The organism is Streptomyces fumanus (genome assembly GCF_014655295.1).
Taxonomy (GTDB): domain Bacteria; phylum Actinomycetota; class Actinomycetes; order Streptomycetales; family Streptomycetaceae; genus Streptomyces; species Streptomyces fumanus.
Genome location: NZ_BNBI01000006.1, coordinates 147,160 through 170,737 on the forward strand (window position 1 = coordinate 147,160; position 23,578 = coordinate 170,737).

The 23,578-nt window shown below is 74.8% G+C and carries 21 protein-coding genes; 11 read left to right on the forward strand and 10 right to left on the reverse strand.

Annotated features, from left to right (window positions below):
* Positions 1 to 21 precede the first annotated feature (21 nt).
* On the forward strand, positions 22 to 402 hold the full coding sequence (locus tag IE316_RS14885; protein ID WP_190204788.1) for a DUF8819 family protein: 381 nt from the start codon (positions 22 to 24) through the stop codon (positions 400 to 402).
* The gene (locus IE316_RS14890) at positions 399 to 689 is read left to right on the forward strand and encodes a DUF4031 domain-containing protein (protein ID WP_190204789.1); all 291 of its coding nucleotides are present in this window, start codon (positions 399 to 401) and stop codon (positions 687 to 689) included. The genes IE316_RS14885 and IE316_RS14890 overlap by 4 nt, the downstream gene beginning before the upstream one ends.
* Positions 690 to 786: 97 nt before the next feature.
* Here the strand turns inward: IE316_RS14890 and IE316_RS14895 are convergent, their stop codons facing one another.
* Both IE316_RS14895 and IE316_RS14900 read right to left on the reverse strand, forming a co-directional pair.
* Complete coding sequence (locus IE316_RS14895) at positions 787 to 1,857, reverse strand: GNAT family N-acetyltransferase (RefSeq protein WP_190204790.1); 1,071 nt, start codon at positions 1,855 to 1,857, stop codon at positions 787 to 789.
* Between the two features lie 10 nt (positions 1,858 to 1,867).
* Entirely contained in the window at positions 1,868 to 2,524 is a 657-nt protein-coding gene (locus IE316_RS14900; protein WP_190204791.1) for an HD domain-containing protein, read from the reverse strand.
* A 47-nt stretch (positions 2,525 to 2,571) separates the two neighbouring features.
* On the opposite strand from IE316_RS14900, the gene IE316_RS14905 reads away from it, so the two are divergent.
* Positions 2,572 to 3,255 carry a maleylpyruvate isomerase family mycothiol-dependent enzyme gene (locus IE316_RS14905; RefSeq protein WP_190204792.1) on the forward strand — a complete coding sequence of 228 codons (684 nt, stop codon included), beginning with the start codon at positions 2,572 to 2,574 and terminating at the stop codon, positions 3,253 to 3,255.
* 74 nt (positions 3,256 to 3,329) lie between these two features.
* The gene (locus tag IE316_RS14910; RefSeq protein WP_190204793.1) at positions 3,330 to 4,019 is read left to right on the forward strand and encodes a copper homeostasis protein CutC; all 690 of its coding nucleotides are present in this window, start codon (positions 3,330 to 3,332) and stop codon (positions 4,017 to 4,019) included.
* A gap of 27 nt (positions 4,020 to 4,046) precedes the next feature.
* Here the strand turns inward: IE316_RS14910 and IE316_RS14915 are convergent, their stop codons facing one another.
* The 3 genes from IE316_RS14915 to IE316_RS14925 form a co-directional block, all read right to left on the reverse strand.
* A complete protein-coding gene (locus IE316_RS14915) occupies positions 4,047 to 6,101 on the reverse strand; it encodes a HelD family protein (protein ID WP_190204794.1) in 2,055 nt (684 codons plus the stop codon).
* Positions 6,102 to 6,313: 212 nt separating this feature from the next.
* The gene (locus tag IE316_RS14920) at positions 6,314 to 7,957 is read right to left on the reverse strand and encodes a DNA repair helicase XPB (protein WP_190204795.1); all 1,644 of its coding nucleotides are present in this window, start codon (positions 7,955 to 7,957) and stop codon (positions 6,314 to 6,316) included.
* Positions 7,958 to 8,146: 189 nt separating this feature from the next.
* Positions 8,147 to 10,699: a helicase-associated domain-containing protein gene (locus tag IE316_RS14925; RefSeq protein ID WP_190204796.1), complete on the reverse strand. Its 2,553-nt coding sequence runs from the start codon at positions 10,697 to 10,699 to the stop codon at positions 8,147 to 8,149.
* 110 nt (positions 10,700 to 10,809) lie between these two features.
* Here IE316_RS14925 and IE316_RS14930 point away from each other — a divergent pair, with 110 nt between their 5' ends.
* A complete protein-coding gene (locus IE316_RS14930; RefSeq protein WP_190204797.1) occupies positions 10,810 to 11,871 on the forward strand; it encodes a hypothetical protein in 1,062 nt (353 codons plus the stop codon).
* Positions 11,872 to 11,989: 118 nt separating this feature from the next.
* Positions 11,990 to 12,628, forward strand: coding sequence for an HAD family hydrolase (locus IE316_RS14935; protein ID WP_229910400.1), 639 nt, complete (start codon positions 11,990 to 11,992; stop codon positions 12,626 to 12,628).
* Here the strand turns inward: IE316_RS14935 and IE316_RS14940 are convergent.
* Entirely contained in the window at positions 12,598 to 12,855 is a 258-nt protein-coding gene (locus IE316_RS14940; RefSeq protein WP_190204799.1) for a hypothetical protein, read from the reverse strand. The genes IE316_RS14935 and IE316_RS14940 overlap by 31 nt on opposite strands.
* Before the next feature lie 150 nt (positions 12,856 to 13,005).
* Here IE316_RS14940 and IE316_RS36090 point away from each other — a divergent pair, with 150 nt between their 5' ends.
* Positions 13,006 to 13,389, forward strand: coding sequence for a cold-shock protein (locus tag IE316_RS36090; RefSeq protein ID WP_190204800.1), 384 nt, complete (start codon positions 13,006 to 13,008; stop codon positions 13,387 to 13,389).
* A 26-nt stretch (positions 13,390 to 13,415) separates the two neighbouring features.
* Here the strand turns inward: IE316_RS36090 and IE316_RS14950 are convergent, their stop codons facing one another.
* The 4 genes from IE316_RS14950 to IE316_RS14965 are packed head-to-tail and all read right to left on the reverse strand — an operon-like array spanning position 13,416 to position 16,979.
* A complete protein-coding gene (locus tag IE316_RS14950; RefSeq protein ID WP_190205083.1) occupies positions 13,416 to 14,267 on the reverse strand; it encodes a 1,4-dihydroxy-6-naphtoate synthase in 852 nt (283 codons plus the stop codon).
* The gene (locus IE316_RS14955; protein WP_190204801.1) at positions 14,257 to 14,985 is read right to left on the reverse strand and encodes a futalosine hydrolase; all 729 of its coding nucleotides are present in this window, start codon (positions 14,983 to 14,985) and stop codon (positions 14,257 to 14,259) included. The genes IE316_RS14950 and IE316_RS14955 overlap by 11 nt, the downstream gene beginning before the upstream one ends.
* A 23-nt stretch (positions 14,986 to 15,008) precedes the next feature.
* On the reverse strand, positions 15,009 to 15,524 hold the full coding sequence (locus IE316_RS14960) for a DUF2771 domain-containing protein (RefSeq protein ID WP_190204802.1): 516 nt from the start codon (positions 15,522 to 15,524) through the stop codon (positions 15,009 to 15,011).
* A gap of 60 nt (positions 15,525 to 15,584) precedes the next feature.
* A complete protein-coding gene (locus IE316_RS14965; RefSeq protein ID WP_190204803.1) occupies positions 15,585 to 16,979 on the reverse strand; it encodes an MFS transporter in 1,395 nt (464 codons plus the stop codon).
* A gap of 323 nt (positions 16,980 to 17,302) precedes the next feature.
* Between IE316_RS14965 and IE316_RS14970 the strand changes: the two genes are divergently transcribed.
* The 4 genes from IE316_RS14970 (at position 17,303) to IE316_RS14985 (ending at position 23,576) form a co-directional block, all read left to right on the forward strand.
* Positions 17,303 to 18,229, forward strand: coding sequence for a DUF3027 domain-containing protein (locus IE316_RS14970; RefSeq protein ID WP_190204804.1), 927 nt, complete (start codon positions 17,303 to 17,305; stop codon positions 18,227 to 18,229).
* Between the two features lie 395 nt (positions 18,230 to 18,624).
* On the forward strand, positions 18,625 to 21,744 hold the full coding sequence (locus IE316_RS14975; RefSeq protein WP_190204805.1) for a sacsin N-terminal ATP-binding-like domain-containing protein: 3,120 nt from the start codon (positions 18,625 to 18,627) through the stop codon (positions 21,742 to 21,744).
* Between the two features lie 157 nt (positions 21,745 to 21,901).
* Positions 21,902 to 22,774 (forward strand): DUF5707 domain-containing protein, encoded by an 873-nt coding sequence (locus IE316_RS14980; RefSeq protein ID WP_190204806.1) that lies wholly within the window; start codon positions 21,902 to 21,904, stop codon positions 22,772 to 22,774.
* A gap of 25 nt (positions 22,775 to 22,799) precedes the next feature.
* Entirely contained in the window at positions 22,800 to 23,576 is a 777-nt protein-coding gene (locus tag IE316_RS14985) for a calcium-binding protein (protein WP_190204807.1), read from the forward strand.
* The last annotated feature ends 2 nt before the right edge of the window (positions 23,577 to 23,578 follow it).

A 23,578-nucleotide genomic window follows, 5' to 3' on the forward strand; every position in this document is an offset into this window, starting at 1 on the left:
AAGAGTGCGCACAATGGGTGCATGGACCCCATCAGCCCCCTGGAGCAGGCGCTGCACGCCGCCCGCGCCCTGGTCCTCGCCGACCTGGTCGCCGGTCAGGTCGCCGAGGCGGACGTCGTCTCGCTCGTCGAGGACGCCGTGGTGCGGCGGCGCTGGTGGGTCGAGCAGTGGCCCGACGGGGCCCCGTTCGTGGCGGGCCTGGTCGCGCAGGACGTGCAGGACGCGCTGCTGGAGCGGTACGGCCGCTGGCCGCTCTGCCCGGTCTGCGGCTCGGGCGACCCGCACGCCCTGGACGTCGAACCGGAACTGGGTCCCGACCCGCACTGGGTCTGCTCCGCGGCCGGAGTGAAGGTCGCGCCGGTCGGCTCGCTGGGCGCGGCCACCGGCGGGGGCCCCTCGTGACCGTCTACATCGACCCGCCGGCCTGGCCCGGCCACGGCCGCATGTGGTCCCACCTGGTCAGCGACGCCTCCTTCGCCGAACTGCACGCCTTCGCCGACCGGCTCGGCGTGCCCCGCCGCGCCTTCGAACGCGACCACTACGACATCCCCGCACACCGGTACGCCGACGCGGTCCGCGCCGGGGCGCGGGAGGTCAGCAGCCGCGAGGTGGTACGCCTGCTGCACGCGGCGGGGCTGCGCCGGCCCAAGCGGTGGGCCGGGGGTCCGGGGAGCGGGCCGGTCGGTTGACGGGTCGGCGGCGGGGGCCCGCCGGCCGGGCGGTCGGCCGGGGCATCATCAGCGGGACCGCCGCCCGGGCCGTCGGTCGGACCACCGGCCCCGCACGTCAGCCGCGCAGTTCGTAGCCGAGGCGCTCCCCGTCCTCGTCCGGGACCCGGCGGAAACCGGCCCGTTCGAGGACCGCCTGCGAGGCCGTGTTGTCCGGGTCGACGGCGGCGAAGACCCGGGTGACCTCCGCGCGGTCCAGCGCCCACGCCGACAGGGCGCGCAGCGCCTCCGTGGCGTACCCCTGGCCGCGGGCCGCCTCGACCAGGTCGTAGCCGACCTCGACGCTGCCCTGCTCGTCCGGCGCGCCGTGGAAGCCCATGGCGCCGACCGCGTGCCCGTCCTCCCGGCGCACCAGCGCGAACACGCCCCACTCCGCCCGGTGCACGCCCCCCTCGTACGCCTTGAGCAGCATCCCGGCGGCCTCCCGGGTGCCCTCGCACGGCTCGCCCCCGGCCCAGACGAAGCCGCCGTCGCCGCCCACGGACAGGTCGGCCGCGGCGGCGGGCGTGACGCCCTCCAGGGTGAGCCGCTCGGCCCGGATCACCGGGTTGTTGGTCCAGGTCCACTCGGTCACCGGGGCCCGGCCGGGCAGCTCGCCGCGTCCGGTCGCCCAGAGCAGGGTCGCCCAGGGGTCGGCGGCGGGCCGGACGGCGGGGAAGATCCGCGTCAGCGCGTACGTGCACAGCTCGGCGGACGGCTCGAACCGGACCCCCAGCGCCCGGGTGATGTCGTACGTGTGCAGCAGCACCTCGGTGACGGCCATCGCGGCGAAGCCGTCGCGGTCGGCGCTGTGGAAGGGGAACACATGGTAGGCGCGGACCTCGCGGGGCGTGCTGCGCACGGTGGCGGCGAGCAGGGCGCCCATCGCCTCGATGACCCGCACGACGTCCTCGTCGGAGCTGCCCTCGTCCAGCCTCAGCGCGATGGGGAGGCGGTACCCGTCGGCCCGTCCGGCGAGCTGGCCGGCGTATCTGAGGTAGGCGCCGGTGATGTGGACGGCCGTCTCCCGGCAGCTCCACTCCAGGCCGGCCGCCCGTACCTCCGCCCAGTCCCGGTCCGTGACCTGCCGCAGTGCCGCGACGGCGCACGCCACGGCCTCTTCCACCCGTTCCCCGCCCATGTTCCGCATGGCGGGCAGGTTACGGCCCCGGGGCGGGGTCCGGCGACAGCATTTCCAGCTCCGCGCGGAGGTTGTACCGGGCGGTCGCCTCCCACTCCCGCCGCCCGTACGGCGTCCGGAACAGCCGCGGCAGGCCGAGCAGTTGCCGCAGCACGGCCGCGCGGCCCGCGCGGAAGGCGTCGTCCGGCACGAAGTGGTACTCCTGCCGGACGGCGGTGGCGTAGGCGGCGTACCCGGCCGGCGGCGACGCCAGCACCGCCAGGTCGGCGTCGCACAGCACCTGGCCGTCCGGGTCGTCGTCGGCCGGGTCGTGCGAGACGGTGAGCCGCACCAGCCGCGCCACCTCGGCGACCTTCTCCGCCGCCACCCCGGCCTCCCCGAGCGCCCGCTCGGCCAGCCGCGCCGACCGCTCCTCGTTCTCCGACCGCTCGGGCAGATACACGGCGTCGTGGAACCAGGCCGCCAGCCGTACGACGTCCGGATCGGCGGCGTACTCCGCCAGCGTGTCCACGTGCTCCAGCACCGCCGCGAGATGCGCGACGGTGTGATACCGCCGCTGCGGCTCCCCCCACCGCGCCAGCAGATGGTCGGCATACGCCCCCGCATCGGGCCCGCCCGCCCGCACCCCCTCCAGAGCACGGACAAAACGAACACGCAGCGCTTCGAGATCGGCCATGCCGCCATTCTCCCGCGCCGGGCGCCGCGCCCCCTAGCGTGGGACGCATGACGACTCCTGCTGATGTGCATGACGTACGTGATCCCGAGCTGCCCGGGCGGTTGCTGGTCGTGGAGCGGGACGCGCTGGTGCCGTGGCTGCGGGCCCGGGGGGACGGGGAGTTCGCGCGGGCGGTGCGGGTGTGTCCGGGGTGGAGCGTGCGGGACGTGCTGGCGCACTGCTCGGCCGCGTTGACCCGCGTGGTGGAGAACCGCTTGGAACCGGGCGTCTTCTCGCCCGAGTCCAACGAGCGCGACATCGCCGAGCGCGCCGACTGGCCGATCGCCCGGGTCCTGGACGAGCTGGAGCGCGGCATGACCGAGGCCGGACCGGTGATCGCGCGGGCGGACGGCGCCCTGGATCAGCTCGCGCTCGGCGAGTGGGTGCACGCCGGGGACGTGCGCGCCGCCCTCGGTGAGCCGGGGGCGTACGCGGGGCCCGGGCTGCCCCAGGCACTGGCGCTGCTGGCCGAGGTCACCCGGAACCGCGGGCACGTGCCGCTCCACGCCGACCTCGACGACGTGGACGAGCCGCTGAAACTGGGCGGGGCGACCGGGGAGCGGCCCCCGGGACGGTTCATCGGCGACGCGCCGACGCTGCTGCGGCTCTACGCCGGGCGGCCGGTCGACGGGGCGGCGTACGAGCTGGCCGGAGTGGCCGAACAAGAGCTGAACATCTTCGGCCGAGCATGAGCGGTCTCGCGCCGGGCCCGGGGCGTAGGGTTGGATTGGACTAGACCTGTAGAGCCGCCGACGAATGGGGCCCCATGAGCAAGCGTGCAGTCCTGGAGGTGATCGCCCTCGACGTCGAGGACGCGGTCGCCGCCCGGGCCGGAGGCGCGGACCGCCTCGAACTGGTCACCGACATGGCCGCCGACGGGCTCACCCCGCCGGTCGCGACCGTCGCCGCCGTCCGCGCCGCCGTCGACATCGACGTACGGGTGATGCTGCGGCTGGCGGACGGGTTCGCCGCCGGGGACGTGGAGCGGCTCGTGCGGGTCGCGGAGGAACTGCGGGAGGCGGGCGTCGACCAGTTCGTGCTCGGGTTCCTCGACGCGGACGGGCAGGTCGACCTGGCCGCCGTGGAGAAGCTGGCCGGGGTGCTGGAGGGCTGCCGCTTCACCTTCCACCGGGCCATCGACCGGGCCGCCGACCGCGACGCCCTGCGCAAGCAGCTCGCCGACCTGCCCGGCCTGGACACCTACCTCACGGCCGGGGCGGCCGGCGGCGTGACCGAGGGGCTGCCGGTGCTGTGCGCGGAGGCGGGGCGGCGCGGTGAGCCGGGGTACGGCCAGCAGCTCCTGGTCGGCGGCGGGCTCACCCTGGACCACGTGCCCGACCTGCTCGCGGCGGGCATCGACGCCTTCCACATCGGCGGCGCGGCCCGCCCCCGGGGGTGGGACGGGCCGGTGTCGGCGGACGCGGTGGCGCGGTGGCGCCGGGTGCTGGACGCCTGACCCCGGCCGCCGGGCAACGCCCCGCCCTTACGCCAACTGCTCCGGCAGCGGGGCCGTATGCGCCACGATCAGGCCCGACACCGCTCGGGTCAGGCAGACGTACAGCCGCCGCAGCCCCGTGCGTTCGTCCGGCTCGCCGTCGACGATCGCGCGGGGCTCGTCGAGCACCACGTAGTCGTACTCCAGGCCCTTCGCCAGGGACGCCGGCACCAGGGTCAGCCGGGTCTCCCGGGTCGTCTCCTCGCCCGGCGAGAGGTGCGTCAGTCCCGCCTCCGTCAGCGCCCGGGACAGCTCCGGAAGCCGCGCGTCCGCCGCGATCAGGCCGAGGGAGCCCTCCCGGGCCAGCAGCTCCCGGCACGCGGCCACCACGTCCCCGGTGCCGGCGGCGTCCCGGATCTCGAAGAACCCCGGGTTCTCGCGGATCGACGCCACCGGCGTCAGCCCCGGCGCGATGGACGGCAGCAGCCGGGACGCGTACGCGATGACGTCGGTCGGCACCCGGAAACCGGCCGTCAGCTCCTCGACCACCGCGTCCTCCTTGCCGAGGTGGGCCAGCGCCTCCGCCCAGCTCCGGGTCGCCCAGGGCGTGGTGCCCTGCGCGAGGTCGCCGAGGACGGTCACCGAGCCGGTGGTGCAGCGCCGGCCCACCGCCCGGTACTGCATGGGGGAGAGGTCCTGCGCCTCGTCGAGGACGACGTGCCCGAGCGAGTGGGTGCGCTCGATCAGGTCGGTGGCCTCGTCGATCAGCACCGCGTCCGCCGCCGACCAGCGCGCGGACTTCACCGACCGGACCGGCTTCGCCCACAGGATCGCTTTCTGCTCCTCCTCGTCGAGCAGTCCGGCCGCGTGCTCGGCGAGGAAGTCGGCGTCGGTCAGCAGCCTCAGCACCAGCTTGGCCGGGTCGACGGCCGGCCAGACCGCCTTGACGGCCGCCTTGACCGCCGCGTTGCGGGCCACCGCGTTCTGCACCCGGTCGTCGGGGGCCTCACCGGCCCGTTCCATCTGCACCAGCACGGCGTGCGCGATCCGCTGCGGCAGCGCCTCCCGGGCGGCGCCGTACCGGATGCCCCGGTCCAGCAGCTCCCGTACGACCTCCTCCAGCTCGTACGCCGGGACCCGCCAGCGGCGGGAGCCGCGCACCACCACGACCGGTTCGGTGGGCATGGTCACGTGCGAGTACAGCGCCCGGCGCAGCACCCGGGCCATCCGCGCGTCGCCCTTGACGGTCGCCGCCACCGCGTCGTCCGTGCCCCGGACCTCGACGTGGGCGACCAGGTCGTCGACGGTGGCCTGCCGCACGGTCAGCTCGCCCAGGGCCGGCAGGACCTGCTCGATGTAGTGCAGGAAGGACCGGTTCGGGCCGATCACCAGCGTGCCGGCCCGGGCCAGCCGCTCGCGGTGCGCGTACAGCAGGTAGGCGACCCGGTGCAGGCCCACGGCGGTCTTGCCGGTGCCGGGGCCGCCCTGCACGCACACCGAACCGGCCAGCCCGGCGCGGACGATCTCGTCCTGCTCGGGCTGGATGGTCGCCACGATGTCGCGCATCGGACCGACGCGGGGCCGTTCGATCTCCTGCTGGAGCAGCCTGCTGGTGGTGGCCGCCTCGGCCGGGTCGGAGAGGTGCTCGTCCTCGTACGCGGTGAGGTCGCCGCCGGTGTACCCGAAGCGGCGGCGCAGCGCGAGGTCCATCGGGTCCTGCTTGGACGCCCGGTAGAACGGCTGCGAGACCGGCGCCCGCCAGTCGACGACCATCGGGTCGCCGTCCGCGTCGTGCACATGCCGCCGCCCGACGTAGAAGCGCTCCCCCTCGGCGCCCTCCGCCCGGTCCGCGCCCGGCGCGTGCAGGTAGTCGAGCCGGCCGAAGAACAGCGGGGTGTCGCTGAGGTCGGCCAGCGCCTTGACGCGCTCGGCGATCTGCCGCTCCAGGATCTGGGCGTTCACCCAGTTCGCGGTGACGTCGGAGATGTCGAGGGACTCGACGTCCTCCCGCATCGCGCGCAGCGCGGCACGGGACGCGGCGAGGTGGGCGCGCTCCCGGGCGAGCGGGTCGGCAGGCGGGTCGTCGTGGACGGGCGTGGACAAGGGGGTGCCTCCGGCGGACCTGGAACAGCGGTTGCGGGGGCCGGCCGGTTTCCGTCCGGTCGGCGGCACTCCGTGCGAGGGAGGCGGGCAAGAGCGGAGAGTGTAGGGGAGGGGCGGCCGGACCGGCCAGCGAATATTCCCGGACCGGCCCTCCGCCGGCAGGTCGTCCGGCCCCGCGTCAGCTCTCCGCCAGCAGGTCGTCCGTCCCCGCGTCAGCTCTCCGCCAGCAGCTCGTCCGCGTCCATGATCCGGTACGCGTACCCCTGCTCCGCCAGGAACCGCTGCCGGTGCGCGGCGAAGTCCTGGTCGAGGGTGTCCCGGGCGACCACCGAGTAGAAGTGCGCCTGGTGCCCGTCCGCCTTGGGCCGCAGCACCCGGCCGAGCCGCTGCGCCTCCTCCTGCCGGGAGCCGAACGTCCCCGACACCTGCACGGCGACCGTCGCCTCCGGCAGGTCGATGGAGAAGTTCGCCACCTTGGAGACAACGAGCACGCTGATCTCGCCCTGCCGGAACGCCTCGAACAGCTTCTCCCGCTGCGCGTTGGACGTATCGCCCTTGATCACCGGCGCGCCGAGGTGCTCGCCCAGTTCGTCGAGCTGGTCGATGTACTGGCCGATGACGAGGATCTGCTGTCCGGCGAAGCGCCGCACGATCGCCTCGGTCACCTTCCGCTTGGTCGCGGTGGTGGCGCAGAAGCGGTACTTCTCCTCCGCCTCGGCGGTGGCGTACGCCAGCCGCTCCGACTCGGTGAGGTTGACCCGTACCTCCACGCAGTCGGCGGGCGCGATGTAGCCCTGCGCCTCGATCTCCTTCCACGGCGCGTCGAACCGCTTCGGCCCGATCAGGGAGAACACGTCCGACTCGCGGCCGTCCTCCCGCACCAGGGTCGCGGTCAGGCCGAGCCGGCGCCGGGCCTGGAGGTCGGCGGTGAACTTGAAGACCGGCGCGGGCAGCAGGTGCACCTCGTCGTAGACGATCAGCCCCCAGTCCCGGGAGTCGAACAGCTCCAGGTGCGGGTAGACGCCCTTCCGGCGGGTGGTCAGCACCTGGTACGTGGCGATGGTGACCGGCCGGATCTCCTTGCGGGTGCCGCTGTACTCGCCGATCTCGTCCTCGGTCAGACTCGTCCGCTTGACCAGCTCGTGCTTCCACTGGCGGGCGGAGACGGTGTTGGTGACCAGGATCAGCGTGGTCGACCTGGCCTGCGCCATCGCGCCCGCGCCGACCAGCGTCTTGCCCGCGCCGCAGGGCAGCACGACCACCCCGGACCCGCCGTGCCAGAAGTTCTCCACCGCCTGCTTCTGGTACGGGCGCAGCGCCCACCCGTCCTCGGCCAGGTCGATCGGGTGCGCCTCGCCGTCGACGTACCCGGCGAGGTCCTCGGCGGGCCAGCCCAGCTTGAGCAGCGTCTGCTTGATCTGGCCGCGCTCGGAGGGGTGCACGGCCACGGTGTCGGGGTCGATGCGGGCGCCGACCAGCGGGGTGATCCGCTTGGACTTCAGCACCTCCTCCAGCACCGGGCGGTCGGTGGTGGTCAGCACCAGGCCGTGCGCCGGGTGCTTGGAGAGGGTGAGCCGGCCGTAGCGGTCCATGGTCTCGGCGATGTCGACCAGCAGGGCGTGCGGCACCGGGTAGCGGCTGTACTCCACCAGCGCGTCCACCACCTGCTCGGCGTCGTGCCCGGCCGCCCGCGCGTTCCACAGGCCGAGCGGGGTGACCCGGTAGGTGTGGATGTGCTCCGGCGCCCGCTCCAGCTCGGCGAAGGGCGCGATGGCCCGGCGGCAGGCGTCGGCCATCTCGTGGTCGACTTCCAGGAGCAGTGTCTTGTCGGACTGGACGATCAGCGGACCATTCACGGACGGCACCCTTTCGCGTACGGCCGGAGGGCTCGGCCAAACGTCCAGTCTGCCTGATCGAGGCGGTGAGCCACGGGGGTGCGGGCGGAGTGAGGTTGTTCACCCGGGTCCCGCGACGGCGGTCAGCCCGTACTCCGCCGCGTCCGTCCCGGGACGACGCGCGAGCCGCCGCCGCGGTCGCCCGGGGCGTCACCCCGCGTCGTCGGCCAGCTCCGCGACGCCCGTGATCCGGTGCAGCGGATACGTGCGCACCTCGTCCGCGGTGTGGTCGTACGCCGTGACGAAGCCGCCCTCGACCCGGACCGGGGCGATCACCCGCTGGGTGGCGGCGCCCTCGGCGTTCACGTACCCGATCCACAGCGACGCGCCGGTCAGCACGGCGGCCTGCACGGTGGCGAGGGTCTCGGCGGCCCCGGTGCGCGGCGGCTCGCCCCCGGCCGGCGGGGCGGTGCCGGGGCCCGGCTTGCGCGGGGCGGTGGCGGCCAGGTCACCGGCCCGGATGGCCCGGATCGCGGCCGCCAGCAGCGCGTCGTCCGGCGCGGGCGGCCCGTCGGGGACGGGCTCGGGGGCGGTGCGCGGCGGGGTGCGGCGGGCGTCGGCGCGGGTGACCAGCACATCGCCGTGGGCGGACTCGGCGGCCGGCGCGAAGCCCATCGCGCGCAGCCCGTCCAGCAGCGTCCCCGGGTCGGTCCCCGCGGCCAGCACGGTCGGCGCCAGGCGGCGCAGGCCCAGTCCGGCGGCCCGCCGGTCGGCGAGGATCTCGCCCAGCGTCGCGTCGTCGTCGCAGCGCACGTACGCGGAGGCCGCGCCGACCCGCAGTCGCCCGTGCCGCCGCGCCACGTCGTCGATCAGGTACGTCAACGGCTGCGGCACCGGCGTCCGGGAGTGCGCGGCGAGGAAGGCGTGCAGGTCGGCGGCGGTCCGCCCGGCGTCCAGGGCCCGGCGCACCGAGCCCGGCGTGAACCGGTACACGGTCGCCCCGCCCTTGGACTCCACGTCCGCGAGCACGCCCAGCACCTCCGCCAGCGGCCGCTCCAGCGGCCCCGGCGCCACCGCCGTCAGGTCGGCCTGCAGCAGCACGTGATCGAGCGGCTCCGGCAGCAGCGGCCCCAGCACCCGCGCGGCGGCCGCCGTCGCCACGGCCTGCTCGGCGGGCGACAGCACCGGCAGCGTGACCGGCGCGTGCCGGTGCACCGGCAGCTTGTCGCCGGGCCCGGCGGCGTCCTCCGGGGCGGGCTCCTCCGGTGCCGCCGGCCCCGCCCCGATCAGCGCCCGCCCCGGCGCGGACAGGGCGCCCCGGCCGGTGACGCCGAGGAGTTCCGCCTCCTGAAGGGTCCAGTGGGCCAGCCGGGTGCGTAGGTCGTCGGTCTCGTCGCGGCGCGGGCCGCGCAGCGGGCGCTCCCAGCGCAGCCGGGCCAGCAGGGACTCGGTGTCGGGGGCCGCGCCTTCGGGCAGTCGCGCGAGCAGGGCCAGCACCCGGTGCCGTACCTCCGGGGCCGCCGAGCGGTCCAGGCCCGGACCGAGCGCGGACAGCGTCCGGTCCTTGGCGTCCCGCCCGCCGACCAGCCCCGGCGTCCGGGTCCCCAGCAGCCACGCCTCGGCGAGCCGCGCCCACCGCTGCTCGGCGGGCAGCTCCCGCCACTCGTCGTACGCCGGGGTCGCCGCGTACCGCTCGTCCGCCTCGCCGTCGGAGGCCACCAGCCCGGCGGCGTAGGCCAGTTCCACCCAGAACGCGGCGACCGGCTCGGAGACGTCCAGGGCGACCGCCGTCCGCTTCAGGTCGCGCACGCTCAGCCCGCCGGCCCGCAACACGGCCGGGCCGCCCTCGTCCCACTCCTTCAGCAACTCCTCGACCATGGCGAGCGCGGCCAGCGCCTGCCCGGCCGCGGTGGCGTCCACCACCTGGGGGCGGTGCGCTGCCGCCGCGGTCACCGGCGGCGCCACCGGCTCGGGCGTGCGGTGCGCGCGCCCGGCGCGCAGGTGCAGGGCGACCTCGCGGGGCAGCACCACCGTGCCGGGCGCGGTCGGCAGCAGCAGCCCCCGGTCCAGCAGCCAGCGCAGATGGGCCGCCGGGTCGTGGGTGACCTGCCCGTACGGCGGCCCCCACACCAGCCGGGACAGCACCTCGCGGGCGTCCGCGGGCGCGTCGGCGAGCAGCGCCGCCATCCGCGTACGGTCGGTGAACAGCCCGGTCAGCGCGGCCACCGCCGACACCGGGTCATGGGTCGAGGGCAGCCCGGCGGCGGCCAGGATCTCCTGGAGCCGCCCCGGCGACATCCCGGCCGTCGCCTCCCGCACGGTCGGCCCGAGCCCGGTCGGCGACGGATGCTGCGGCGAGGGCGCGAGCAGCTCCCGGGCCGTGCGCACCAGCCGCAGCCGGTCGTCGCCGCCCCACACCAGGGCCCGCGTCCGCAGCACCCCCAGGGCGCGCGGCAGCGCCCCGGCGACCACCGGGTCGGGGTCGTCGCCGGCGAGCAGCCCGAGCAGTTCGCCGTACGTCGCCGGATCGGCCGCCACGGCCAGCGCCTCCGCGGTCTGGAGCGCGAACCGGTCCAGGTGCTCCAGCGCCCGCAGCACCGACGCCCGGGTACCGGCCCGGGTGGCCAACTGGGTGAGGTCGGTGGGGACCGGCGTGATGAGGTCGGGGCGGCTGCGCAGGAGGGCGGCCAGGGAGGCGTCGTCCCTGGCACGGAGGGCCTCCGCGAGGGACCGGGGGGCCGCGGACTTCTCCTCGGTGCTCATCCGCCCCACGGTAGCGGGTCGTCCCCGCCGGCCGGGGCCCCTGCGCGCGGGCCGGAGGCGGTACCGTCGTCCGACGGGGTATCACCGACACGCCCGCGCCGGAGGGGTCCGTGGGGATCGAGAGCGACCAGGTCGTCTACGAGTATCTGAGCCGCGTCGGCGACGTGGCCCAGCAACGCCAGTTGCCGTCGTCCGCGCGGATGCGGCTGGTCGCGGAGTTGCGGGACGAGATCGACCGGCGCCGGTCGAGGACGGTCGTCGACTCGCCCGCCGCCGTCCGCCGCATCGTGGACCGGCTCGGCAGTCCCGAGGAGGTCGTCGAGGCCGCCGGTGACCCGGCCGCCGCGCCGGGGACGGCGAAGCCCCCCGTCCAGCGCGCCACCGCGGCCCCGCGCCGCCGGACCCCGCGCCCGGACCGCGAACGCGACAGGGCGGCCCGCCCGGACGGCGAAGACGGCACGTCCCCGCCGGGGAACGGCGCGCCCGGTAAGACCGCCCGCCCGGAGCGCGAGCGCCGCAAGGGCCTGTTCCGCGCCGCCCCCCGCCCCGCGGAACAGCCCGCCCCCGCCCCGGCGCAGCCGCACCTCGCCCCGGCACCGGATGTGGGCGCCGCCGCCCCCCGGCCCGACTGGTGGCGTGTCGAGCCCGGCCCGTTCGGCGGCGGGACCGGCGGCGACACCGTCCCCGGCTTCGTCGGCGGCGTGGAGATCCCGGAACTCCTCAAGCCCCCGCCGCCGAGGGAGGAGACCCCGGCCGCCGAGAAGCCCACCGAGCAAGCGACCGCCCCCGAACCGGCCGCCGCCCGCCGCCTGCCGCGCCTCTGGCCGACCGGCACCCGCTCCGACCCGCTCCTGCTCCTCGCCGCCGCCCTCCTCCTGGTCGGCGCGGTCCTCGGCAACCTGCTCCCGCTCGCCCTCGGCTGGCTGCTGGCCTACTTCACCCGCCGCCTGACCCCCGCCCAGTCCAAGTGGGCCGTCCTGGTCCTCCCCGGCCTCGCCGTCACGGCCGGCCTGATCTGGCTCTGGGGCCGCACCGACTCCCGCTGGGGCACCCCCATCCCCGAGGGCCACATGAACGAGGCCCTGACGGAGACTTGGCCCTGGGTCCTGAAAGCAGCGGCACTGGCCTCAGCCCTGTACCTGCTCTGGCGCTCCCGCCGCCAACAGGGCTGAGCGACACGCCTTGCTTTTAGGGGCGCGGGGAACTGCGCGACCAGCCACACCGCACCCGCACCCGCCGAACCCACTGCACTCCCCACCCCCTAAGGCGCCCCCCGGCACAATGACCCCCATGACCACCACCCCCGCCGCCCCCACCGTCGGCTTCGACCTGGACATGACCCTGATCGACTCCCGCCCCGGCATCCGCGCCTGCTACCTGGCCCTGTCGGAGCGCACCGGCACCTACGTCGACGCCGACCTCGCGGTCACCCGCCTGGGCCCACCCCTGGAGCAGGAACTCGCGCACTGGTTCCCGGCGGAGCGCCTGTCGGCCACGGCCGACCTGTACCGCTCCCTCTACCCGGAGTACGCCATCGCCGCCACCCCCGCCCTCACCGGCGCCCGCGAGGCGATCGAGGCGGTACGCCGCCGCGGCGGCCGGGCGATCGTGGTGACCGCCAAGTACGAGCCCAACGCCAAGCTCCACCTGGACCACCTCGGCATAGAACCGGACGCGGTGATCGGCGACCTGTGGGCGGAGCAGAAGGCCGTCGCGCTGCGCGAGCACGGCGCGGAGGTCTACGTCGGCGACCACCTCGGCGACATCCGCGGCGCCCGCGCCGCCGGCGCCCACTCGGTGGCGGTGGCCACCGGCCCGTACACCGTGGACGAACTGCGCGCGGCGGGCGCGGACACGGTGCTCACCGATCTGACGGAGTTCCCGGCGTGGCTGGCGGACTACCGGGAGGACAGCGCCTCGCGGGCCTGACGGCGGCCCGCCGCGATCGACCGCAGCACCCCCGCGCCGGCGATCAGGAAGCCGACGCCCATCAGCATGCTCAGCAGGAACATGAAGGTCGGGAAGGGTGTCGTGCCCAGCAGCAGCGGGGCCACGGTGACCAGGGTGGCCAGGGCGCCGAGGAAGAAGACGATCGCACCGGCGCGGATCAGCCGTTCGCCGGGCGCGGCGGAATTCGTTCGGGTTTTGTCACGCACCCCACCAGGGTAGTTCCCAGCCCGAGAGAACAGCCGGGCGACGTCTTGTCACCGGCCCGTAGACCATTAGCCTGGGTACCGGCGGGTCCGACGACCCGCCCGAGTGCTATCAAGAGCAGTTTTCCGACGAGTACGAGGACGAGGACAGACGTGCCTACCGGCAAGGTCAAGTGGTTCAACAGCGAGAAGGGCTTCGGCTTTCTCTCCCGGGACGACGGCGGCGACGTCTTCGTCCATTCCTCGGTCCTCCCCGCCGGAGTCGAGACACTGAAGCCCGGTCAGCGCGTGGAGTTCGGCGTGGTCGCCGGCCAGCGCGGTGACCAGGCGCTCTCCCTGACGCTGCTCGACCCGGCCCCCTCGGTCGCCGCGGCCCAGCGCAAGAAGCCGGACGAACTCGCCTCCATCGTCCAGGACCTGACGACCCTCCTGGAAAACATCACGCCGATGCTGGAGAAGGGCCGTTACCCCGAGAAGACCTCCGGCAAGAAAATCGCGGGTCTGCTGCGCGCGGTCGCCGACCAGTTGGACGTCTGACCCCTTCTCGCGGGTTCCGCGGGTTTTTACGGGAATTCCAGCGCCCCGGGGCCGAGGGGCGGCAGCAGTCCCTCGGCCGCCGCGCGGGTCAGCAGCCCGCGGACGGCCGCGTAGCCGTCCTCGCCGAGGTCGGCGGTGAACTCGTTGACGTACAGCCCGATGTGCTGGTCGGCGACGGCCGGGTCCATCTCCTGGGCGTGTTCCATCACGTACGGGCGGGAGACCTCGGGGTCGTCCCAGGCGGCGCGGACCGAGGCGCGGACCGCATCGGCCAGCCCGGTCAGCGTCCCGGCGCCCAGCGACCGCTTGGCGATGATCGCGCCCAGCGGGATCGGCAGCCCGGTGGTGGCCTCCCAGTGCTCGCCCATGTCGGCGAGCTTGTGCAGCCCGTAGTTCTGGTACGTGAACCGGGCCTCGTGGATGACGAGTCCCGCGTCGACCTTCCCGTCCCGCACGGCCGGCATGATCTCGTGGAACGGCATGACCACGATCTCGCCGACCCCGCCCGGCACGGTGTCCGCCGCCCAGAGCCGGAACAGCAGGTACGCCGTCGACCGCTCGCTCGGCACCGCGACCGTCTTCCCCCGCAGGTCCACCCCGGCCTCCCGGGTCAGCACCAGCGGCCCGCAGCCCCGGCCGAGCGCGCCCCCGCAGGGCAGCAGGGCGTACTCGTCGAGGACGTACGGCAGCACCGCGTACGACACCTTCAGCACGTCCAGCTCGCCGCGCTCGGCCATGCCGTTGGTGAGGTCGATGTCGGCGAAGGTCACGTCGACGGCCGGGGCGCCGGGGAGGCGGCCGTGGGCGAGGGCCTCGAAGACGAAGGTGTCGTTCGGGCAGGGGGAGTAGGCGATCCGCAGGGGCGTGTCAGCGGTCATGGGGGTCTCGGGGGTCTCGGGGGTCATCGGGGTCATGGGGGTTCCACCTCGTGAGGACGGGCGCGAGCTTCCCGAAGCCGTCGGTGAGCGCGGCGAGGGCGTCGCCGATGCGCCAGGCGGCCCGGTCGCGGGGGCCGACGGGATTGGAGACCGCGCGCAGCTCCAGCACGGGCAGCCCGTGCGCGGCGGCGGCCTCCGCCACGCCGAAGCCCTCCATGGCCTCGGCGAGGGCGCGGGGGTGGCGGGCGCGCAGCGTCTCGGCGCGCCCGGCGGTGCCGGTGACGGTGGAGCCGGTCAGCACGGTCCCGGGGCGGGCCCCGGTGGCGTCGGCGACCCGGCGGACCAGACCGGCGGGCGGGCGGTGGGTGACCGTGCCGAAGCCCAGCTCGGTGACGGGCAGGAAGCCGTCGGCGGTCTCGGCGCCCAGGTCGGCGGCGGTGATCTCGTCGGCGACGACGAGCGAGCCGACGGGCGCGCCGGGGGCGAAGCCGCCGCCGATGCCGGCCGAGACGACCAGGCCGTAGGGGCGGCCGTCGAGGGCGGCGGCGGTCAGCGCGGTCGCGGCGCCGGCGGCGGCGAGCGCGGGGCCCACCCCGGCGGCGACCAGGTCCCAGTCACCGGCGCGGTGCAGGGTCGTGCCGGGCAGGGCGACCTCCCGGAGCGGTCCGGGAAGGCCGCGGGCCACCGCGTCCCGTTCGACGGGGACCGCGGTGGCCACCAGAATCCGTACGGCGGGCGTGGTCAGTCGCCCTTCTTCAGCTCGAAGGCCCAGACACCGGTGAAGGTCTGGCCGCCCTTCTTGCCGTTGCCGGCGACGACCGCGACCCGGGTGGAGTTGCCCTGCGCGCCGTACTGGGCGTTGAAGAACACGCTGCCGGGGACCGTGCGGTACGTCTTCTTGCTGTCGTCGGTGAGCGGCTGACCGTTCATCAGGATCGTCCAGCGCTTGTCGGCGATCTTCGGGTCGACGCCGAAGCGGACGGTCTCGTCCGGGTCGACCGTGATGGACTCGATGTCCTTGTCCTGGAGGCACTTGGTGAGGTCGGCGGTCTTCAGCGTCTCGTCCTCGCCGCCGCCGCAGGTGGCCTCGGAGCTGATCGAGTCGCTGCCGACGGTCAGCGTCGACATGGGCGTCGGCTTGTCACACGCCGACAGGACGAGCAGTCCGGCGGACACGGCACCGGCGGCGGCGACGGCGCGGCGGCGTCGCACGACGCGGTGTCCAACAGCGGCTGCGCCGCGGGGCAACGTGGTCATGGCACGTAGGCTATCGGGCCCCCCGGGCCCGCCCCCCACCTGGGTACGGCGTGCCGTACGTCACGCCACCCGGGCCCGGGCCCCGCCGTGCCGGGCCGAGGCGATCAGACCCCGTACGGTCGTCAGCCAGCCGGCGGCGACGATCGCGGCGCCGACCGCGAGACCCAGGGTGCCGTTGAGCGGCATGGCGATGCCGACCGCGCCGCCGAGCACCCAGGCGACCTGGAGCAGCGTCTCCGACCGGGCGAACGCCGAGGTCCGCACCAGCTCGGGCACGTCCCGCTGGATCAGCGCGTCCAGGGAGAGCTTGGCCAGCGCCTGCGCGAACCCGGCGACCGCCGCCAGGCCGGCCACCAGCACCGCGCCGAAGAACACCGCCGCCGTGACCGCCGCGGCCAGCACCCCCGCCAGCACCGTCACGATGATGATCTCCGGGGCGCGGGAGCGCAGCCACGCCCCGACCGCCGTGCCCAGCGCGTTGCCCGCCCCGGCCGCCACGCCCACTATCCCCAGCGACACCGCCGCGCTCTGCCCGGTCATCGGATGCTCGCGCAGCAGGAACGCCAGGAAGAAGATCAGGAAGCCGGTCAGGCAGCGGACGGCGGCGTTGGCGGCCAGGGCGTGGGTGACCGCCGTGCCGACCGTGCGCAGCCCCGGCCGCTTGACCGGCTTGCGGTGCGGGCCGTGCAGATGGGCCTCGTCGGCGGCGAGCAGCGCGGTGTCCTCGCCCTTGGCCGAGTCGACCTTGTGGGGCAGGGTGAACGACAGGAACGTTCCGGCCACGAAAAGCACGAAGGCGCCGTACAGCGGCCAGCGCGGCCCGAGCTGCTGGAGCCCCGCGCCGACCGGGGCCGCCGCGCCGGTGGCCAGCAGCCCGCCGAGGGTGACCCGGGAGTTCGCCTTGACCAGGGAGAAGGCGGGCGGCAGCAGCCGCGGCACCACCGCGCTTCTGACCACCCCGTACGCCTTGGACGCCACCAGCACGCCCAGCGCGGCCGGGTACATCTCGATGCTGCCGGTGATCACCGCGCCGGACAGCACCAGGGCGAGCAGCGCCCGCGCCGCCATCGCGGTCGCCATCGCCGCCCGGCGGCCGTGCGGGACCCGGTCCAGGATCGGGCCGATCACCGGGGCCAGCAGGGTGAACGGCGCCATGGTGATGGCCAGGTACAGCGCCACCCGGCCCCGGGCCTCGTCGGTCGGCACCGAGAAGAACACGGTGGAGGCGAGCGCCACGGTGATCATCACGTCGCCGGCGCCGTTCACCGCGTGCAGCTCGATCAGCTTGCCGAGGCCCGACTCGCCGGCCCCGTGCGCGTGGGTGGCCCGGCGGATGCCCCGGGCCGGTCCGGTCACCGGCAGCCGCAGGGCACGGCCCACCGTGCGGAATCGCCCGGGACCGCGTCCCCGGCCCCCGCCCTTCAACTCCGTCCGTTCGGTCCGTGCGGCTGCCACCCCGTCATAGTGCCCCGAGAGCCGCGTGTATAGCTCCGTTGTGGCGTGGATGGAGCTGATCGGGTCGGGTGAGGCGCCCGGGCGGGGCGGTCGGGAAACTCCCGTCGGTGTAGGCCCAGCGCACTTGAACAGGTAGCGTGCGTAGCGCGCCGTGGCGAACGTTCTCGGCCGCGCGCCGTACGGCCATCCCGCAGAATGGATGACGTAGGTGCGCCCGAGCGCGGTCGGGCGCGGACGTCGACGCGGTCCCCGGTTCCGCTCCGTCCGCCCTCCCGCCGGAAGTGGCGCACCCGTGAGACGGCGTATGGAGAGAAGCGATACCTGTGAGCGCAGCGACAACGCGAAGCCGCACCCCCGACCGCCTGTGCGCCGAGGCCGTCGACCTCGCCCGGGCCGCGGCGGAGGAGGCCGCCGCGCCCGGTGTGGTCGGCGAACACGTGGGGCTGATCTCCGAGGGTGACCGCGTCGTCACGCACTTCTTCGAGTGCAGGGAGCTGGGCTACCGCGGCTGGCGCTGGGCCGTCACCGTCGCCCGCGCCTCCCGCGCCAAGGTCGTCACGGTCGACGAGGCGGTGCTGCTGCCCGGCCCCGACGCGGTCCTCGCCCCCGAGTGGGTGCCGTGGAGCGAGCGGCTGCGCCCCGGCGACATGGGCCCCGGCGACCTGCTGCCCACCGACGCGGACGACCTGCGGCTGGAGCCGGGCTGGTCCGGCGAGGACGAGCCGCCGCCGAACTCCGCCGTCTCCGAGGACATGGCCGCGCTCGCCGAGGCCGAGGACGCCGAGGTCACCGGCGCCCGCCCGGCCGAGCTGCCGGTCACCCCGCCGCGCGGCACGATCGCGGCCGTCGCCGACGAACTGGGCCTGCGCCGCGCCCGGGTGCTGTCCCGGTACGGGCTGCACACCGCCGCCGACCGCTGGGAGGAGGCGTTCGGCCCCAAGACCCCGATGGCCCAGGCGGCGCCCGCCGCGTGCGTGTCCTGCGGGTTCCTGGTCCGGATCGGCGGCTCGCTCGGGCAGGCGTTCGGGGTGTGCGCCAACGAGTTCTCCCCGGCGGACGGGCGGGTGGTCTCCCTCGCCTACGGGTGCGGCGGGCACTCCGAGGCGGCGGTCATGCCGAAGCCGCCGCAGCCGGCTCCGCCGGTGATCGACGAGACGCGGGTGGATCCGTTCCCGCTGCGGCCGGCGCCGGACTCGGGTTCGGTACCGGTCGCCGAGGACGCGTCCTCGGCGGAACTCGGGCATTCGTAGCGACGCGTGTGCCGGCCGGCGGTCCGGTGGTCATCGGCCTTGCGGCCTCGTCCTCAAACGCCGGACGGGCTGGTAAGGCGGGTGACCGGCGTCGATCGGGTGCCGGGCGGGCTGGTGGGGCGGGTGGCCGGTGTTGACCGGGTGCCGGGTGGGCTGGTGGGTCGGCCTTGCGGCCTCGTCCTCAAGCGCCGGACGGGCTGGTAAGGCGGGTGACCGGCGGCGATCGGGTGCCGGACGGGCTGGTGGGGCGGTCGGTGTCAACGGGGTGCCGTGCCGGGCGTCGGGCCGGGCGGCCGGTGTCGGGCGGGCCGTGGCCTCGTCGGCTCGCATGGGTGGGTGATCCGCGCGGTACCTTCGACCCCACGTCGCTTCAGGGCCGATGAGGAGAGATGAACGTGAGCAAGTTCGTGCGGCCCGCCGCCGAGGGCGCGGACCCGTTCGGTACGGCGAGGCTGCGGCGCGGGGTGCTGGACGCCTGGGCCACCAGCCCGGCCCGGTTCCGGGAGGACGCCAACGCCGAGGAGGACCTCGTCCTCGGCGGCTACCGGGACCGCCTCGTCGTGGAGCTCGCGCAGAACGCCGCTGACGCCGCCGCCCGGGCCGGCGTGCCCGGCCGGTTCCGCCTCACCCTGCGCGACGGCGTGCTCGTCGCCGCCAACACCGGCGCCCCGCTGGACGCGGCCGGCGTCGAGTCGCTGTCCACGCTGCGGGCCTCCGCCAAACGGGACACCCCCGCCGTGGGCCGGTTCGGCGTCGGGTTCGCCGCCGTCCTCGCCGTCAGCGACGAACCCGCCGTCGTCGCCCGGCACGGCGGCGTCCGCTGGTCCCTGGCCGAGGCCCGCGACCTGGCCGCCGACACCGCCCGGCACAGCCCCGGCCTCGGCGACGAGATCCGCCGCCGGGACGGCCACGTACCGCTGCTGCGGCTGCCGTTCCCGGCCGAGGGCCGGGCCCCCGACCCGTACGACACGGCCGTCATCCTGCCGCTGCGCGACACCGCCGCCGCCGACCTCGCCGAACGGCTGCTGCACGCCGTGGACGACGCCCTGCTGCTCGCCCTGCCCGGCCTGGCGGAGGTGGTGATCGAGACCGGCGACGACACCGTACGGACCCTGCGCCGCCGCACCGACGGCGAGCTGACCGTCGTAGAGGACTCCCGCGAGGGCCTGACCCGCTGGCGCACCACCGCCGCGCACGGCCCGCTCACCCCCGAGCTCCTCGCCGACCGGCCGGTCGAGGAGAAGCTGCGTCCGCACTGGTCGGTCACCTGGGCGGTGCCCGTGGACGACGAGGGCGCCCCCGTCCCGCCCCGGACCAGCCCCGTCGTGCACGCGCCCACGCCCAGCGACGAACCGCTCGGCGTGCCCGCGCTGCTGATCGCGTCGTTCCCGCTGGACTCCACCCGCCGGCACGCCGCCCCCGGCCCGCTCACCGACTTCCTGGTGGAGCGCGCCGCCGACGCCTACGCCGGGCTGCTCGCCGACTGGCGGCCGGTCACCGACCGGATCATCGGCCTGGTGCCCGGCCCGCTGGGCCAGGGCGAACTGGACGGCACCCTGCGCCGGGCCGTCCTGGAACGCCTGCCGCGCACCGCGTTCCTGCCGCCCGCCGCCGAGCCCCGCGACGACGACCCCGACCTGCCCGCCGCGCTGCGCCCCCGGGACGCCGAGGTGGTCGAGGGCGCGGGCGCCGACACCGTACGGGTGCTGGCGGAGGTGCTGCCGACGGTGCTGCCCGCCGGGCTGGAACGCCGGGTGGAGCTGCGTACCCTGGGCGTGGCGCGGGTGCCGCTGACCGAGGCGGTCGACCGGCTGGCCGGGCTGGAGAAGGACCCGGACTGGTGGTGGCGGCTGTACGACAGCCTGGCCGGGGTCGACCCGGACCGGCTCTCGGGGCTGCCGGTGCCGCTGGCCGACGGCAGGACGACGATCGGGCCCCGGCAGGTGCTGCTGCCCACCGCCGAGGCGCCCGTCCTCGACCCGGAGGTGCTGTCCCGCCTCGGGCTGAAGGTCGCCCATCCGGACGCCGCCCATCCGCTGCTGGAGAAGCTCGGCGCCCTCCCGGCGACGGCCCGGGCCGTGCTGACCACCCCGCAGGTCAGGGCCGCGGTCGCCGCCTCCCTGGACGACGGGGGCGCGGCGAACTGGGAGGACGACGGCCTCGACGCCGAGGAACTCGCCGACACCGTCCTCGGCCTGGTCCGCGACGCTGGCCTGGAGCCCGGCGAGGAGCCCTGGCTCGGCGCGCTCGCCCTGCCCGACGAGGACGGCGAACTCTCCCCGGCGGGCGAACTCGTCTTCCCCGGCGGCCCGTTCGCCCGGGTGATGCGGGAGGGCGAACTCGCCGCCGTGGACGGCGAACTGGCCGCCAAGTGGGGCCCGGACCCGCTCGCCGCCTGCGGGGTCCTCGTCACCTTCGCCCTGGTCCGCGCCACCGACGTGGTGCTCGATCCGGACGAACTGGAGCCCCGCGAGGGCGACTTCGCCGAACCGGACGACGCCGGACTGCTGGACGCGGTGGACGTGTGGTGCGAGGACATCCTCGACCGCTTCCCCGACACCCCCGTCCCGCCGGTCGCCACCGAACTCGTCGCCGTCCGCGACCTGGACCTGGTGGACGACGACAAGTGGCCCGAGGCGCTCGCCCTGCTCTCCCGGCCGCCGCTGCGCGACGCGCTGGTGGAGCCGGTGCGGATGCTGCTGCCCGACGGCACCCACGAGACCGTACGGCCGTACACCGCGTGGTGGCTGCGCGGCCACCCCGTGCTCGGCGGGCGCCGCCCGGCCGGACTGCGCGCGGCCGGCGGCGACCCGCTGCTGCGCGGCCTGTACGACGACGCCGACGCCGCCGGCTTCGACGACGAACAGGTCCTGCGGGCGCTCGGCGTCCGCACCTCCGTCGCCGCGCTGCTGGACGAACCGGGCGGCGCCGCCGAACTCCTGGACCGCCTCGCCGACCCCGCCCGCCCCGTCACCGCCGCGCAACTGCACGCCCTGTACGGGGCGCTGGCCGGCCTCGACCCCGAGGGGGTGACCCTGCCGGACGAGCTGCGCGCGGTGGTCGACGGCGAGGTGCGGGTGGTGGACGCGGCGGACGCGGTGGTCGTGGACTCGCCCGACCTGCTCCCCTTCACCACCGGTGTGCCCCTCCTCCCGGTCCGCCCCGCCCGCGCCGCCGAACTGGCGGAACTCTTCCAGGTCCGGCGGCTGAGCGAGTCCGTCACCGGCCGCGTCGACTCCGAGGGCACGGAACACGCCGTCCCGGAAGCGGTACGGGTCCTGCTGGGCGAGCGCACCCCCGCGACGTACCTCGAACACGAGGAACTCGTGGTCGACGGTACGGAACTGGACTGGCGCCTCACCGACGACGGCGTCCTGCACGCCGCCACCCTTGAAGGCGTCGCCGCGGGCCTGGCCTGGTCCGCCGCCCAGTGGCCGCGCCGCTTCGAGGTCGCCGCCCTCCTGGAGGACCCCACCCGCACGGAGGAACTGGCCCGCGACCGGTGGTTCGACTGACGCGTCTACATTTTCTTCATTTCCGTACAACCATTCGCATGCGTCGATGATCTGATCATCCGAGCCAACAGGCTCCTAGATCACTTGGACCCCGGGCGTGACACGAGCCGTTGGGGGGCGACGACCGCCCGGGGTCCACCTTTGACGTGGGGAACGCATGCGTACACGCGCCATCGGGGCCGCCGCCATCGGCGCCCTCGCCCTGTCCGCTCTCGCCGTGCCGGCCGCGCAGGCCGACGCGCGGCCCAGCCTGGCCTCACTGGCGCCGTCGGTGTCCGAGGGCAAGCCTGCCGGGGGGAAGATCACGCCGTTCGCCGTCTCGTCGCCCGCCGACGAGGTGGTCGGCGACACCAAGATCAAGGGTGTCACCGTCAACGGCGGCAAGAACATCGTGGTCGGCACCTCCGCGAAGAAGACCTTCACCATCACGGTGTCGGCCTCCGACCCGAGCGGCATCTACGACGGTTACGCCATCCTGTGGCACGGGAAGAGCTTCGAGAAGCTCGACGGCGCGATCGTGCCCGAGGCCGAGATGGGCACCTGCAAGGCCACCGGCGCCACCACCGGGACCTGCAAGGTGACGGTCGTCGCCGACCCCAAGACGAACGTCTACGCCAACATCCTGGCCGGTACCTGGAAGGTGTGGGCCGGCGCGATGGGCAACGACGGCGACTACGTCATCAAGGAGGCGTACAAGACCGCCAAGGTCCAGCGCGCCTCGAAGCTGACGGTCAACGCCTCTCCCGAGCCGGTCAAGAAGGGCAAGACCCTCACCGTCACGGGCAAGCTCTCGCGCGCCAACTGGGACGACCTCGCCTACCACGGCTACAGCGGCCAGTCCGTGAAGCTCCAGTACCGCAAGAAGTCCGCGGACAGCTACACCACCGTCAAGACGATCAAGACGGACTCCAAGGGCAACCTGAAGACCACCGTCAAGGCGTCGGCCGACGGCTACTACCGCTTCGCTTTCGCGGGCACCACGACGACCTCGGCGGTCAACGCCTCGGGCGACTTCGTCGACGTCAAGTAACCACACCTCAGGGGGAGACATCATCATGCGTACACGCCTCATCGGGACCGCCGCCATCGGCGCCCTCGCTCTGTCCGCGCTCGCCATGCCGGTCGCGCAGGCCGACACCTTCCGGCCGAAGGACGTCAGCGAGGGCGACACGAAGATCACCAAGGTCGTCGTGGACGGCGACAACAAGGTGGCGTTCGGCACCTCCGGTGCGAAGACCGTCAAGGTCAGCGTCACCGCCACGGACGACTCGGGCATCAAGAGCGCCGAGGAGTTCTCGCTCGTGGGCCCGGGCGCCGGCTTCGAGCTGACCGGCAAGCCGACCTGCACCAAGGTCAACAGCACCACCTCCACCTGCTCCGCCTCGGTGAAGATCGACCCGAAGACCGACTACCTGCTGAACGCCAACGCGGGCACCTGGTACGTCGACGCGTGGGTCACCGCCAAGGACGACGACTACGTGTGGGAGGAGAAGGCCGGCTCCTTCAAGTTCCAGCGTGCCGCCAAGCTGACCACCGACGCCGCTCCCGAGCCGGTCAAGAAGGGCAAGACCCTCACGGTGACCGGCAGCCTCACCCGGGCCAACTGGGAGTCGCTGAAGTACGGGGCCTACGGCAGCCAGTCCGTGAAGCTCCAGTACCGCAAGAAGTCCGCGGACAGCTACACCACCGTCAAGACGGTCAAGGCGGACTCCAAGGGCAAGCTGAAGACCACCGTCAAGGCGTCGGCCGACGGCTACTACCGCTTCTCCTTCGCGGGGAACTCGACCACCGGCGCGGTCAACGCCGCCGGTGACTTCGTCGACGTGAAGTAACC